This is a genomic window from Crossiella sp. CA-258035 (assembly GCF_030064675.1).
Lineage (GTDB): Bacteria > Actinomycetota > Actinomycetes > Mycobacteriales > Pseudonocardiaceae > Crossiella.
Genome location: NZ_CP116413.1, coordinates 8106927 through 8120646, shown reverse-complemented (window position 1 = coordinate 8120646; position 13720 = coordinate 8106927). Strand labels below are relative to the sequence as shown.

Here is a 13720-nt window from a genome sequence, read left to right as displayed (position 1 = left end):
AGGGGGGTCAGGCGGGGCGGGACACGTCCCAGTCGGTCAGGACTTCCTCGGTGTGCTCACCCGGCGCGGGCGGCGGCCCGACCGGGGCGTTGGGGGTGTGCGAGAAGCGGGGCGCGGGGGCGGGCTGGCGCACGCCGTCGCGTTCGGTGAAGGTGCCGCGGGCGGCCAGGTGCGGGTGGTCGGGGGCCTCGGCCAGGTTCAGCACCGGGGCGGCGCAGGCGTCGCTGCCGTCGAAGACCTTGGCCCAGTGGGACAGCGGCTGGGCGCGGACGGCCTCGCCGATCAGCGCGCGCAGCTCCGGCCAGCGGGCGGTGTCGTGCTGCGGCGGGGCCTTGTCGGCGAGGTCGAGTTTGGTCAGCAGCTCGGCGAAGAACTGGGGTTCGATCGCGCCCACGGCCAGGTGCCGGTCGTCGGCGGTGGGGTAGACGTCGTAGTACGGGGCGCCGGTGTCCAGCATGTTGGCCCCGCGCTCGTCTTTCCAGCCGCCGCTGGCCAGCATGCCGAAGATCAGCGTGGCCAGGTGCGCGGTGCCGTCCACGATCGCGGCGTCCACCACCTGGCCCTTGCCGGTGGTCTTCGCGCTGAGCAGCGCGGCCAGCACGCCGACCACCAGGTACATCCCGCCGCCGCCGAAGTCGCCGAGCAGGTTCAGCGGCACCTGCGGCGGCCCACCGGCGCGGCCGATCGCGCCCAGCGCGCCGGTGACCGCGATGTAGCCGATGTCGTGCCCGGCCATGGACGACCACGGGCCGTCCTGGCCCCAGCCGGTCATCCGGCCGTAGACCAGCTTGGGGTTGCGCGCCCAGCAGTCCTCCGGGCCGAGGCCGAGACGTTCGGTGACGCCGGGGCGGAAGCCCTCCAGCAGCACGTCGGCGCGCTCGGCCAGGCGCAGCACCAGCTCTTTCTCCGCCGGGTCCTTGAGGTTGGCCACCAGGGACCGCTTGCCCCGGTTGAGCACGTCGTAGCGGCCGGTGCCGGTCAGCACGGAGCCGCCGGGCCGCTGCACCACCACCACGTCCGCGCCCAGGTCGGCGAGCAGCATGCCGGCGAAGGGGCCAGGCCCGAGCCCGGACAGCTCGACCACCCTGATCCCGCTCAGCGGGCCAGCCATCGGAGTACCTCCACCGGTGCGAGAACGTGCCGTGATGAGTGTGACACCACTACTGTCACACCAACTGGGGTGTATTGTCCACTCCGTGCTGGACGCCGACGATCCGACGCTCACCGTGGACGAGCTGGCCGCCCGCGCGGGAATGACCGTGCGCACGGTGCGCTTCTACGCGGGCAAGGGCATGCTGCCGCCGCCGACGCTGCGCGGCCGGGTCGGGCTGTACGGGCCCGAGCACCTGGCCAGGCTGGACCTGATCCGCGAGCTGCAGAACCTGGGCTTCACCCTGGCCGCGGTCGAGCGCTACATGGCCAGGCTGGAACCGGATGCCACCGTGCAGGACATCGCGCTGCACGGGGCGCTGGTCGCGCCGTGGGCCGGGGAGTACGAGGAGATGGACCGGGACGCGGTGGACCGCCGCGCCGGGCGCAGGCTCACCGACGAGGAGCTCGGCCGCCTGCTCATGCTGCACGTGCTGGAGATGGTGGACGAGGACAAGTTCCGGGTGGCCAGCGCGGTGGAGTTCTCCCTCGCGCTGGAGCTGATCGACCTGCCGATGCCCTTCGAGCTGCTGATGGACGCCGGCGAGGTGATCAACAAGCACGCCGAGCGGATCGCGGCCGATCTGCGCAAGCTGTTCTCCACCAGGGTGTTGCGGCCCTACCAGGAGCACGGCAGGCCGCCGGAGGAACGCGAGCAGCTGATCATCGCGCTGCGCAAGCTCCGCCCGGCCACCACCAGGGCCGTGGTCACCGCGTTCCAGCAGGCGGTGGACCGGGCGATCAAGGAAGCGGTGGACCGGTCGGGCGCACCACGCTGACCGCGGTTGATTGGCTACTCGGCGCGACCTAGGGTCTCCTCGTGGGGAGCGCGCTGTCACCGCGACCGGCGGGGAACCTGCCGGCCGAGGTGAACACTCTGGTGGGGCGCCGTCCGGACATCGCCGAGGTCAAACGCCAGCTGAGCGGCACCAGGCTGCTCACCCTCACCGGTGTGGGCGGCGTCGGCAAGACCCGGCTGGCCGCCAGGGTCGCCGCCGAGCTGCGCCGCTCCTTCCGGGACAGCGTCTGGCTGGTCGAGCTGGCCGACCTGACCGGCCCGGAGCTGGTGCCGCACGCGGTGGCCACCGCCCTCGGCCTGCACGACGACACCGGCCGGGACCGCCTGGAGGTGCTCGCCGAACAGCTGCGCGCCCGGAGCCTGTTGCTGGTGCTGGACAACTGCGAACACCTGCTGGACGCCTGCGCCGCCCTGGTCGCCCGGCTGCTGCGCACCGCCCCTGGCCTGCGGGTGCTGGCCACCAGCAGGCAGCCGCTGGGCGTGGCAGGCGAACAGGTCTGGCCGGTGCCGCCGCTGGTGGTGCCGGAGCCGGACGCGGCACGGCGGCAGGACACCGCGCTGACCCTGTTCGCCGAACGGGCCGCCGCGGTGGCCCCGGACTTCACCCTGACCGCGGAGAACCTGCCCACGGTGGCCAGGCTGTGCAAGCAGCTGGACGGGCTGCCGCTGGCCATCGAGCTGGCCGCGGTGCGGGTGCGCGCGCTGACCGTCGGCGAGATCGAGGAACGGCTGCACGACCGCTACGGCCTGCTCACCGGCGGCAGCAGGGCCGCGCTGCCCAGGCACCAGACCCTGCGGGCCGCGGTGGACTGGAGCTTCGAGCTGTGCGCGCCGCGCGAACAGCTGCTGTGGGCCCGGCTCTCGGTGTTCGCCGGCAGCTTCGACCTGGCCGCGGCCGGCGCGGTGTGCAGCGGGGACGGGCTGCTGGTGGAGGAGGTCTTCGACCTGGTCGCCGGGCTGGTGGACAAGTCGATCCTCAGCCGCGAGGACCACCCCGCTGGCGCCCGCTACCGGCTGCTGGAGACCCTGCGCCAGTTCGGGCTGGAGAAGCTCGGCGAGGCGCGGACGGTGGTGCAGCGCAAGCACTGCGCGCACTACCTGCGGCTGATCGAGCGCTCGGAGCACGAGTGGTTCGGGCCGAGACAGCTGGAGACCTTCCGCTGGCTGGAGTCCGAGCACGCGAACGTGCGGGTCGCGCTGGAGTTCTGCCTGGCCGAGCCGGAGCGGGCGGAGTGCGGCCTGCGGCTGGCCGGGGCGCTGTGGTGCTACTGGGCGGGCTGCGGCTACCTCGCCGAGGGCGGCTACTGGCTGGGCCGGGCGCTGGAGCTGAACCCGGCCGACCAGCCCGCGCGGCGCAAGGCGCTGTGGGTCAATGGTTACGTGGCCACCCTGCAAGGCAGGCTGGCGGCCGCGCGGGACTGCCTGACCGAGGTCAAGGAGCTGGCCGAGGGCGACGGCGACGAGCTGGTGCTGGCCTACGCGGTGCACCGGCTGGGCTGCCTGAGCCTGATCGGCGACGACCTGGACGCCGCGGTGGAGCTGTTCGGCTCCGCGATCGAGCGCTACAACCGGCTCGGCCTGGTCAACGGGCACGTGCTGATGAGCTACGTGGAGATGGCCGTGGCGCTGAGCTTCCAGGGCGAGTTCGACCGGGCCGCCCAGCTCTGCCACGCCGCCTGCGGGCTGAGCAGGGCGGCCGGTGAGCGGTGGGCCTCGGCCTACGCCACCTTCTGCCTGGCCCTGGTCGACTTCTGCCGGGGCGACCTGGCCGCGGCCCGCGCGGGCGCCCAGGCCTCGCTGCGGATCAAACGGGACTTCCACGACCTGCTCGGCATCGTGCTCGCGGTGGAGCTGCTGGCCTGGACCGCCGCGGCCGAGGGCAGGCCGGAGCGGGCCGCGGTGCTGCTCGGCGCGACCGAGGCGCAGTGGAGCGCGGTCGGCTACCCGCTGTTCGGCTCCCGCCACTTCCTCCAGCCGCACACCAGCTGCGTGGCCGACACCAGGGCCGTGCTCGGCGAGGCCGCCTACACCGCGGCGCACGGCCGGGGCCGCGACCTGACCACCGAGGCCGCCATCGACCTGGCCCTGGACCTGCGCCCACCGGCCAGGTCCCGGCCGGTCAAGGCCGGCGAGCCGGACGCGCTGACCAGGCGGGAGCGGCAGGTGGCCGAGCTGGTCGCGGAGGGCCTGTCCAACAAGGAGATCGCCGAACGCCTGGTCATCGCGGTGCGCACCGCGGAAGGCCACGTGGAGCGGATCCTGCAGAAGCTGGGCTTCAGCTCCAGGGCCCGGATCGCGGCCTGGGTGGCCCAACGGCGCAACCGGGACGGCGGTTCGGGCGAAAGATAGGTATTTATCCCGTCCTCTCGCGGGCGCGGGCAGCCGACGATGACTACAGAGGGTTCCACTCCCCCCGGGAGCCCTCCGTACCGGCGCGACGCGTTTGCTGACCCCTGCGTGGCCGCGCCGGAGGCGGGTGGCGTCGATGTCTGACTCCCCCCTCGACCATCGACGCCACCGCCACTTACTCCTGTTCCCGAGTCCTCGCGGGCCGCCGGAAAGAGCGAGGCTGGAGATGATGTCGGTCGAAGACAGCGTCCTGTCGACGCGGGTCGAACCCGGTGGCGACGCCGCCGTGCTGCGGGTGGAGGGCCTGCTCGACTCCAGTTCCTACCCGCAGCTGCGCGATGTGCTGCTGCACGCGGTCGACCCCGCCCCGCACGCGCTGGTGGTCGACCTGTCCAGGTTGTCCGCGCTGACCCCGGCGCCGCTGTCGGTCTTCGCCGTGGTCCGGCTGTCGGTGGCCCGCTGGCCGGGGGTGCCGTTGCTGCTGGCCGAGCCGGGGCCGGAGCTGCGTGCGGTGATGGACCGCAGCACCGTGCTGGAGTTCGTGCCGGTGTTCCCGACCGTGCCCGCCGCGCTGGCCTCGGTGCTGGACGCGCCGCCGCGCAACCGGGTGCGCTTCAGCGTGCCGGTCTGCCGGGTCAGTCCGCAGTGGGTGGCCGAGGTGGTCGACGAGGTGTGCCGGAACTGGGGCGTGCCCGCCTCGGCGGCGGCCGCCACCTCGGTGGCCGAGCGGCTGATCTTCGAGGCGCTGGCAGGGGACTCCTCCTGGGGCGAGGGCCTGCTGCTGCGGGTCGAGCTGTGCGACGGGCAGCTCACCGTGGCGGTCCGGGTGGACGACCCGTTCCTGCCCCAGCTGGGCGGCGGCTTCGACCGCGGCCGGGAGCTGGCCGCGGTGGCGCACACCTGGGGCTACACGCCCACCGGCGACGGCAGGCGGGTGGCCTGGGCGACGATCAGGACTTCTTCTGGCTAGGACCGCATCCGGTCCCGCAGCGCGTTGACCACCTCATCGCTCCACCGGTGGGTGCGGATCAGCCGGTAGCGCTCGCCGCTGACCACCAGGTACGCCTCGGCCTCGGTGCGCTCGCCGACCAGGTCGGCCTGTCGCAGCATGCTCACCACCGGGGTGAACTCCTCGGCGAACCAGCGCCGCGCGATGGTCGCCCGGTCCCGGAACTCGCCCTCGTCCTGCATCAGCCGGAAGCCCCAGGCCTCGATCGACTCGCCCAGCTCGGCGTAGTCCCACGGGTCGCTCATCACCACCGCGGCCCTGGCCTGCCCGACCAGCGGCACCCGCTCCAGGAATATCCGCCGGTAGTCCTTGACGATCAGGTCGCCGCGGTGCCGCACGCCGTAGGGGTCGAGCTTGGTGCGCACCTCGGTCACGTAGGCCTCGATGGTGCGCAGGCCCAGCGCGTGCGCCACCGAGACCCGGTGGTGCCCGTCGTTGACGAAGTGCAGGTCGCCGATCCGGTAGACCTCGATCGGCGGCACGCTCTCCCCGCGCCGCTGGGCCAGCGCCAGCCGCTGCCAGCGCTCCCGCACCCTGGCCGAGGTCGGCCGGAACCGCCGGTCGAAGTCCCTGGTCCGGTCCACGCTGCCGACGATCGAATCCAGCCGGATGACCTGGAGGCCGAGCCGCCGCTCGCTCTCCCGGCCCAGCGCGGCCACCACCTCGTCGAAGGGCAGCATGATGTTCACGTCGTCGGGCTCCCTGCGCAGCCAGGCGGCCAGCCTGGCCAGCACCTGCCGCCGCCGGGCGCGCAGGAAGTCGTTCTCCGCGTCGGCCCGGGGGAAACCGGTGTCACCGCGCACGCCGAACCTCCTCGGTGGATCCGATGTCGAGCAGGTGGTAGCCCACAACATTGCGCACCAGCGTGTCGCCCAGCCGACGATCAGGTGTCGTCTCACCGTGCGGATGGATGTGGCCGTGCAGCAGCAGCCGGGGCCGCAGCCGGTGCACGGTGTCGTGCAGGCAGGCGAACCCCCGGTGCGGCGGGTCCTCCCGGTCCCCGCAGTCCAAGGGTGGCGAGTGGGTGAGCAGCACGTCCACCGATTTCCCGTCCCGCACCCGCCGCCAGTTCGCCTGCCTGGCCAGCCGCCTGGCCCGGCGCGCCTGCTGCCGCTCGGTCCACTGGTTGGGCCCGGCGTTGTACCGGATCGAGCCGCCCAGCCCGGCGATCCGCAGCCCGGCCACGTCCACCACCGCGCCGTCGATGTTGGCCGCACCGGAGGGTCCCGGCCAGCGCGCCGGCATGCCGTCCCTGGTCCACAGGCCGCGCACGTTGCTGTAGCCGGACAGGTCCGGGTCGTGGTTGCCGGGCACGAACACGCACGGCCGGTCCAGCGTGCTGACCAGGTACTCCAGGTAGTCGAACGGCAGGTCGCCCGCGCCCAGGATGAGGTCGACCCGGTGCTGCCGGACCTGCTCGGTCCACAGCTGGGCCACCACCTCGTCGGAGACCACGAGCACCCGTGCCATGGGGCCGAGAGTAGGCCGTTCAGCGGCAGGGTGCGGTAGCTTGCCGGGGCAGTGTCGAGGCAGGGGGAGACGATGACGCAGCCACCGCAGTGGGGTCAGCCGCCGCAACCGGGGCAGCCGTACGGACCGCCGGGGTACCAGCAGCCGCAGGCTCCCTACCAGCCACAACCCGGCTACCAGCAGCCCGGTGGCTACCCGCCCGGCTACCAGCAGCACCCCGGTTACCAGCCCGGCCCGCCGCACCCCGGCCCCGGCAAGCAGGTGCTCCCCGGTCAGGCGAACCGGCCCAGCGAGGTCTCCGTCGCGATCGTGCTCAACTACCTGCTGGCCGTCGGCATGCTGGCCTTCGGCACCGTCATCCTGGCCATGAGCATCGGCGGCGAGGGCAGCCTGATCGTGATGATCCCGATCTCGGTCATCGTGGCCGGTCCCGGCCTGCTCAACCTGATCGGCGCGCTCTCCCTCGCGCACAAGGACTTCCCCAACCTCCAGCAGTCGCAGATGGCCACCGGCCTGCCGATCGTGATCTGCTCGATCGGCCTGGTCCGCTCGCTGATGCGCGGCGTCTCGGTCGGGCTGCTGCCCGCGCTGGGCACCTTCCTGATGCTCGCGGTCTGCGGCGCGGTGCTCTTCCTGCTCAGCCGCCCGCACGTGAAGGAGTGGGTGCGGCTCACCCACGAGGACTCCATCCGGCGGGGTGTGGTTCCGCGCAACGGGCCACGCACCATGAACCGCTGAACCCGTCTGCCACCAACATCTTCAGCAAGTCATCAGCTGGGTCCGACAGGGTCGCTGGGTCAGGTTCACCACGGCTTGGGAGAGGAACAGCGATGCGCGCTCGGAGACTGCTGGCGGGGACCGCGGTGCTGGTGGCCGCGCTGGCCGGGGCGCCGGCCGCGGTGGCGGGGACCGCGCCGTTCCCCGCTGAGTTCCCGCTGCCGAACGGGTTCCAGCCGGAGGGCATCGCCATCGGCGGGACCTCCGCCTACTTCGGGTCCAGAGTGGACGGTTCGATCTTCAAGGTCGACCTGGCCACCGGCAGGGGCAGCGTGTTCAGCAAGGGGCCGGGCACCCCGTCGCTCGGGCTGAAGGTGGACGGGCGCGGGCGGCTGTTCGTCTCCGGCGGCAACGGCGGGGACGCGCGGGTGCTGGACACCCGAACGGGCAAGGTCCTTGCCAGTTACGCCTTCGCCGAGCCGGGCACCAGCTTCGTCAACGATGTTGTGCTCACCCGCTCGGCCGCCTACTTCACCGACTCGTTCAAGCCGGTGCTCTACCGGCTGCCGTTGGGCCGCAACGGCTCGCTGCCCGCTGCCGGTGAGTTCAGCACCATCCCGCTGACCGGCGACTTCGTCCAGGGCGCCACCGGGGTCAACGCCAACGGCCTGGTCACCACGCCGGACGAGGACGCGCTGCTGGTCGTGCAGTCCAACACCGGCAAGCTGTTCCGGGTCGACCCGCGCACCGGCGTGGCCAGGACGGTTGACCTCGGTGGCGCGCTGCTGACCAACGGTGACGGGCTGCTCCGGCTGGGCCGCACGCTGTTCGTGGTGCAGAACCGGCTCAACGTGGTGACCCAGTTCCGGCTGGCCGAGGACGGCGGCAGCGGCAAGCTGACCCGGTCCATCACCGATCCGCGGTTCGACGTGCCCGCCACGGTGGCCCAGTTCGGTCACCGGCTGTACCTGCCGAACGCCCGCTTCACCACTCCGCCCACGCCGACCACGCCGTACAACGCGGTGGCGGTCGACATTCGGTAGCGATGCCTTCGCCGGGGGGCCGCGGGTGCCGAGCTTCCTGCCCGCGGCTTTCCGCAGCCGGGTGAAAACCCTTGGGGGGACTGCCGATCAGGGTTCTTGAAGGACTAGCCTCGCCTCTGTGCTCGTGGAGCTGTTCCAGGATGCCGCCCGTGGTTGCCGCCAGCGGAGTCCGCTCAACCACGCCCTGTTGACCGCCGCGGCCGAGGACCTGGCCGCCGGTGGCGTCACGGCGTCGGTGATGGCCGGATCCGAGCGGGACCGCCGCGGAACCGTGCCCGGTCTGCGTTTCGCAGGCTCACTGCATCGGCTGGTGCTGGAGGGCAAGGCCCCCAGCCTGGCCAAGCACTACCCGAGCGTCGGCGGCGCCACCGACCTGGGCAAGCTCTGGTCGGACGCCGAGCCGGTGCTCGCCGAGCACGCCGACGAGCTGCGCGCGCTGGTGCGCTCCACGGTCGTGCAGACCAATGAGCCCGGCCGCACCGCCCCGCTCTACGGCGGGCTGCTGGTGGCCGCGAGCCGGGCCGCCGCCGCGGTCGACCGGGCCGAGCCCTATCCGGTCCGGCTGCTGGAGATCGGCGCGAGCGGCGGGCTGAACCTGCGCCCGCACCGGGTCGGCTACCGGCTGGCCGACGGCCGGGTGCTCGGTGACAAGCGCAGCCGCCTGCAGCTCGACCCGGAGTGGACCGGCCTGCCGCCGGTCGACCTGGACCTGCCGCTGGCGCTGGTGGAGCGCGCGGGCTGCGACCTCAACCCGGTGGACGTGTCCACTTTGGACGGGCAGCGGCAGCTGTCCTCCTTCATCTGGCCGGACCAGCTGGACCGCTGGCGCCGGTTGCAGCGGGCCATGCGGCTGGCCGTGGACGACCCGGTGAAGGTGGAGCGCGCCGCCGGGCCGGAGTGGCTGCGGCGGCAGCTGGCCCAGCCGCGGCCGGGCGTGCTCACCGTGGTCTGGCACTCGGTGGTCTGGCAGTACGTCTCGCCCGCGCAGCGCGCGCAGGGCCGCACCGTGCTGGCCGACGCGGCCGCCCGCGCCACCGAGGAGAGCCCGCTGGCGCTGCTGGTCTACGAGCCCAGGGAACGGGTGGGCGGTTTGTTCCGCTTCGACCTGCTGCTCCGGTTGTGGCCTGCCGGAATTTCGCTGCACCTGGGCAGTGGCTCCGGACATGGGATCCCGTTCACATGGGACGAACAACGCTGGAGCTGATCCGGAATCGCTGCTAGCCTGCTGAAGGTTTGCTTGATTTCGCGCACTAGGAGGTGATCGCCCATGACTCTCGGTGATCCTCCTAGTAGTCGTCTCTGACTCCTTTCTTTCCTCATTTCCCGGTGCGCCCTGAGCTGGCGTAGCCGGTGACTTCTGCTGCCCTTTTTCCGGCATTCGCACAGTTCGGATCCCGTCATGTTCGCTGTCCTTGGCGTGCCCGCACGCCGTCGCGCCGTGCTGACCGACGCCGCCGTCGCGCTGGGCGTCGGCCTGCTGCTCTACCTGGCCATCCGCCTCGGCGCGGGTGCCATCGCGCCGCTGCCCGCGGACCATTCCCTGGACCAGATCAGCACCGATCCCTCGGTGCTGCCCTACTACGCGGGCCGCACGCTGCTGCGCATGTTCGCCGCGTTCGCGCTCTCCCTGGTCTTCACCATGGCGGTGGGCACGCTGGCGGCCCGGTCCCGGCGCGCGGAAAAGATCATCCTGCCCGCACTGGACATTCTCCAGTCGGTGCCGATCCTGGGTTTCCTCTCCGTCACGGTCACCGGATTCATCGCGCTTTTCCCGGGTTCCACGCTCGGGGTGGAATGCGCGTCGGTATTCGCCATCTTCACCTCGCAGGCGTGGAACATGACCTTCGCCTGGTACCAGGCATTGCGCGCGCAGCCGAGGGAACTGGGTGAAGCGGCGACCATGCTGCGGCTGACCCGGTGGCAGCGGTTCTGGAAGCTGGACGCGCCGAGCACGGTGATCCCGCTGCTGTGGAACGGGATGATGAGCTTCGGCGGCGGCTGGTTCTTCGTGGTGGCCGCCGAGGCGATCAGCGTGCTCAACCAGAGCTACGCGCTGCCCGGCATCGGCAGCTACGTGGCCGCGGCCACCGAACGCGCCCAGGACGACCGGCTGCTGCTGGCCATCGGCGCCATGGTGCTGCTGGTGCTGGCGGTGAACCTGCTGTTCTGGCGGCCGCTGACGGCCTGGGCCGAGCGGTTCCGGATCGAGGAGGCGGAGGCGGCCACCGCGCCGCGCAGCCTGGTGCTGGACCTGCTGCGCCGCTCCAGCCTGCCCCGCCGCCTGGCCACGCTGCTGCGCCCGCTCGGCGAGGGGCTGGACCGGGCGGCCAGGGTCTTCGGCAGGCCGAGGGACCACTGGCAGGCCTCGCCAGGCCGTCGCGGGCTGGGCGACGCGGCGCTGCTGGTCGCGGTGCTGGCGCTGCTGGGCTGGGGCACGGTGTCCGCGGTCGGCTACCTCGCGGGCACCGCGAGCTGGGCCGATGTCGGCGAGGCCGCCTGGCTGGGCCTGGTCACCTTCGGCCGGGTGCTGCTGATCGTGGCGGTGTCCTCGCTGGTGTGGGTGCCGGTCGGGGTGTGGATCGGACTGCACCCGAGGGTGTCCCGGCTGGCCCAGCCGGTGGTGCAGGTGCTGGCCAGCTTCCCGACCAACTTCCTGTTCCCGTTCGTCACCGCGCTGCTCATCGGCACCGGCGTCACCCTGGACTGGGGCGGCATCCTGCTGATGAGCCTGGGCGCGCAGTGGTACGTGCTGTTCAACGTGATCGCCGGGGCCAGCGCGATCCCGGCCGACCTGCGCGAGGCCGCCGCGGACCTGCGGCTGCGCGGCTGGCTGCGCTGGCGGCGGCTGATCCTGCCCGCGGTGTTCCCGGCCTGGGTGACCGGTGCGCTGACCGCGGCCGGCGGCGCGTGGAACGCCTCGATCGTCTCGGAGTTCGTCTCCTACGGCGGCGACACGCTCACCGCCACCGGCCTGGGCGCCTACATCAAGACCGCCACCGAGAGCGGCGACCAGCCGCACATCCTGATCGGCGTGGTGGTCATGAGCGCCTACGTCGTCGCCCTCAACCGGCTCTGCTGGCGGCCGCTCCAGGCGCACGCCCAGCGCCGCTACCACCTCTGAGAACGGAGTGCTGACATGACCATCGTGGCACTGGAGCACGTCTCCAAGAACTTCAGCGGCCTGCCCGTGCTGGCCGACATCAACCTGGAACTGCGCGCGGGCGAGGTGGTCGCGCTGCTCGGCAAGTCCGGCTCCGGCAAGTCGACGCTGCTGCGCACCATCGCCGGGCTGGTCGAGCCCAGCAGCGGCCGGGTCAGCTACCGCGGCCAGGCGCTGCGCGGGGCGAACCCCGGCACCGCCATGGTGTTCCAGAGCTTCGCGCTGCTGCCCTGGCTGACCGTGCGGGAGAACGTGGAGCTCGGCTTGCAGGCGCGCGGGGTCGCGCCCGCGGAACGGCGGCGGCGGGCCGAGGAGATGATCGACCTGATCGGTCTGGACGGCTTCGCCGGGGCCTACCCGAAGGAGCTCTCCGGCGGCATGCGGCAGCGGGTCGGCTTCGCCCGCGCGCTGGTGCTGGAACCGGACGCGCTGCTGATGGACGAGCCGTTCTCCGCGCTGGACGTGCTCACCGCGGAGAACCTGCGCGGCGAGCTGATGGCGCTGTGGGGCAGCGCGAAGTTCCCGACCAGGGCGATCTGCGTGGTCACGCACAACATCGAGGAGGCCGTGCTGCTGGCCGACCGGGTGCTGGTGCTGGGCGCGAACCCCGGCCGGATCACCGCGGAGATCACGGTGCCGCTGACCAGGCCGAGGGATCGGCGCGGGGCGGGGTTCCTGGCCGTGGTGGACCAGATCTACACCGCCCTGACCGGCTCCGCCGCGGGGCGCACCGTCCCGGACCCGCGCACCCCGCTGATGCGCCCGCTGCCCGAAGCCACCGTCGGCGGCCTGGCTGGCCTGGTCGAGCTGGTCGCGGGCAGTGGCGGCCGGGCCGAGCTGCCCGAGCTGGCCGCGCAGCTGTCCTTCGAGGTCGACGACCTGATGCCGCTGGTGGACGCGGCCGGGATGCTCGGCCTGGTCGAGGTGGCCGGGGCGGGCGCGCACCTGACCCTGGACGGGCAGGTGTGGGCCGAGGCGGACATCCCGGCCAGCAAGCGGCAGTTCGCCAAGCTGGCCGAGGCGCACGCGCCGCTGATCGGGATGATCACGCACGCGCTGCGCACCAGCCGCACCGGACGGCTGCGGCAGACCTTCTTCCTCGACCTGCTGCGCCGCGGGTTCACCCAACAGGAGGCGATGCGGCAACTCGCCGTGGCGGTGGACTGGGGCCGCTACGGCGAGCTGTTCGACTTCGACGCGGTGGCGCAGGAGCTGGTGCTGGCGGACGGAGAGCGGTCATGACGTTGCTGTGGTGGGAGGTCGCCGCCCGGCTGGGCTCGGCGCTGGTGCTCGGCTCGGTGATCGGGCTGGAGCGGCAGTGGCGGGCCCGGATGGCCGGGCTGCGCACCAACGCGCTGGTGGCCACAGGGGCGGCGCTGTTCGTGCTGCTCAGCGTGCTCACCCCGGGCGAGGGCAGCCCGACCAGGATCGCCGCCCAGGTGGTCTCCGGCATCGGTTTCCTGGGCGCGGGTGTGATCATCCGGGATGGGGTGAGCCTGCGCGGGATCAACACCGCGGCCACCATCTGGGGCGCGGCGGGCGTCGGCTGCCTGGCCGGCGCCGGGCTGTTCCCGCACGCCGCGGCGGGGGCGGCGGCGATCGTGCTGGCCAACGTGGTGCTGCGCTCGCTGGCCCGCAAGGTCGACCGCACCCAGTCCGAGACCGACCGGCGCTACCTGTACGACTTCAAGGCGGTCTGCCGGGACGCCGAGGAGGCGCACATCCGCGCGCTGGTCGTGCAGTCGGTGACCACGGCCGGATTTGTGTTGCAGGGCCTGGAAAGCGAGGACCTGGGCGCCTCCGGCAAGGTGGAGGTCACCGCGCGGCTGTCCGGCAAGGGCAAGCAGGGCACCGAACTGGAGTCCGCGGTCAGCCGCCTGAGCCTGGAACCGGGCATCAGCTCGGTCAGCTGGCGGGTCGTGGAGTCCGACCCGGAAGTCTGACCACAACGGCCAACACCCGGTACGAGAACGGCCAACACGCCGCGGGGCTTGAGAAGCCTGCGGCGTGTTGGCCGTTGTGGG

At 72.5% G+C, this 13720-nt stretch carries 12 protein-coding genes; 9 read left to right on the top strand and 3 right to left on the bottom strand.

Going from position 1 to position 13720, the window contains the following annotated elements; translation table 11 throughout:
* Positions 1-7: 7 nt before the first annotated feature.
* Positions 8-1111, bottom strand: coding sequence for a CaiB/BaiF CoA transferase family protein (locus N8J89_RS36560; RefSeq protein WP_283661495.1), 1104 nt, complete (start codon positions 1109-1111; stop codon positions 8-10).
* A gap of 85 nt (positions 1112-1196) precedes the next feature.
* On the opposite strand from N8J89_RS36560, the gene N8J89_RS36555 reads away from it, so the two are divergent.
* The 3 genes from N8J89_RS36555 to N8J89_RS36545 all read left to right on the top strand — a co-directional run bounded on the left by N8J89_RS36555 (position 1197) and on the right by N8J89_RS36545 (position 5267).
* Positions 1197-1928 (top strand): MerR family transcriptional regulator, encoded by a 732-nt coding sequence (locus N8J89_RS36555; protein ID WP_283661494.1) that lies wholly within the window; start codon positions 1197-1199, stop codon positions 1926-1928.
* 101 nt (positions 1929-2029) lie between these two features.
* Positions 2030-4297 carry an ATP-binding protein gene (locus N8J89_RS36550; RefSeq protein ID WP_283661493.1) on the top strand — a complete coding sequence of 756 codons (2268 nt, stop codon included), beginning with the start codon at positions 2030-2032 and terminating at the stop codon, positions 4295-4297.
* Between the two features lie 229 nt (positions 4298-4526).
* Positions 4527-5267 (top strand): STAS domain-containing protein, encoded by a 741-nt coding sequence (locus tag N8J89_RS36545; protein ID WP_283661492.1) that lies wholly within the window; start codon positions 4527-4529, stop codon positions 5265-5267.
* On the opposite strand, the gene N8J89_RS36540 is transcribed toward N8J89_RS36545, so the two are convergent.
* Positions 5264-6109 (bottom strand): chromosome partitioning protein ParB, encoded by an 846-nt coding sequence (locus tag N8J89_RS36540; protein WP_283661491.1) that lies wholly within the window; start codon positions 6107-6109, stop codon positions 5264-5266. The two genes, N8J89_RS36545 and N8J89_RS36540, sit on opposite strands and share 4 nt — an antisense overlap.
* The gene (locus tag N8J89_RS36535; protein ID WP_283661490.1) at positions 6099-6776 is read right to left on the bottom strand and encodes a metallophosphoesterase family protein; all 678 of its coding nucleotides are present in this window, start codon (positions 6774-6776) and stop codon (positions 6099-6101) included. Before N8J89_RS36535 ends, N8J89_RS36540 begins: the two co-directional genes overlap by 11 nt.
* A 72-nt stretch (positions 6777-6848) precedes the next feature.
* Between N8J89_RS36535 and N8J89_RS36530 the strand changes: the two genes are divergently transcribed.
* The 6 genes from N8J89_RS36530 (at position 6849) to N8J89_RS36505 (ending at position 13639) form a co-directional block, all read left to right on the top strand.
* Complete coding sequence (locus N8J89_RS36530; protein ID WP_283661489.1) at positions 6849-7514, top strand: hypothetical protein; 666 nt, start codon at positions 6849-6851, stop codon at positions 7512-7514.
* 92 nt (positions 7515-7606) lie between these two features.
* Positions 7607-8536: an NHL repeat-containing protein gene (locus tag N8J89_RS36525; RefSeq protein WP_283661488.1), complete on the top strand. Its 930-nt coding sequence runs from the start codon at positions 7607-7609 to the stop codon at positions 8534-8536.
* A 118-nt stretch (positions 8537-8654) separates the two neighbouring features.
* A complete protein-coding gene (locus N8J89_RS36520; RefSeq protein WP_283661487.1) occupies positions 8655-9740 on the top strand; it encodes a DUF2332 domain-containing protein in 1086 nt (361 codons plus the stop codon).
* Between the two features lie 195 nt (positions 9741-9935).
* Entirely contained in the window at positions 9936-11657 is a 1722-nt protein-coding gene (locus N8J89_RS36515) for an ABC transporter permease (RefSeq protein ID WP_283661486.1), read from the top strand.
* 15 nt (positions 11658-11672) lie between these two features.
* Positions 11673-12938: an ABC transporter ATP-binding protein gene (locus N8J89_RS36510; RefSeq protein ID WP_283661485.1), complete on the top strand. Its 1266-nt coding sequence runs from the start codon at positions 11673-11675 to the stop codon at positions 12936-12938.
* Complete coding sequence (locus N8J89_RS36505) at positions 12935-13639, top strand: MgtC/SapB family protein (RefSeq protein ID WP_252485950.1); 705 nt, start codon at positions 12935-12937, stop codon at positions 13637-13639. Before N8J89_RS36510 ends, N8J89_RS36505 begins: the two co-directional genes overlap by 4 nt.
* The last annotated feature ends 81 nt before the right edge of the window (positions 13640-13720 follow it).

Coding starts and splice junctions, on each gene's coding strand:
- N8J89_RS36560 (WP_283661495.1), bottom strand. CDS start 1,111: ATGGCTGGCCCGCTGAGCGGGATCAGGGTGGTCGAGCTGTCCGGGCTC.
- N8J89_RS36545 (WP_283661492.1), top strand. CDS start 4,527: ATGTCGGTCGAAGACAGCGTCCTGTCGACGCGGGTCGAACCCGGTGGC.
- N8J89_RS36535 (WP_283661490.1), bottom strand. CDS start 6,776: ATGGCACGGGTGCTCGTGGTCTCCGACGAGGTGGTGGCCCAGCTGTGG.
- N8J89_RS36530 (WP_283661489.1), top strand. CDS start 6,849: ATGACGCAGCCACCGCAGTGGGGTCAGCCGCCGCAACCGGGGCAGCCG.
- N8J89_RS36525 (WP_283661488.1), top strand. CDS start 7,607: ATGCGCGCTCGGAGACTGCTGGCGGGGACCGCGGTGCTGGTGGCCGCG.
- N8J89_RS36515 (WP_283661486.1), top strand. CDS start 9,936: ATGTTCGCTGTCCTTGGCGTGCCCGCACGCCGTCGCGCCGTGCTGACC.
- N8J89_RS36510 (WP_283661485.1), top strand. CDS start 11,673: ATGACCATCGTGGCACTGGAGCACGTCTCCAAGAACTTCAGCGGCCTG.
- N8J89_RS36505 (WP_252485950.1), top strand. CDS start 12,935: ATGACGTTGCTGTGGTGGGAGGTCGCCGCCCGGCTGGGCTCGGCGCTG.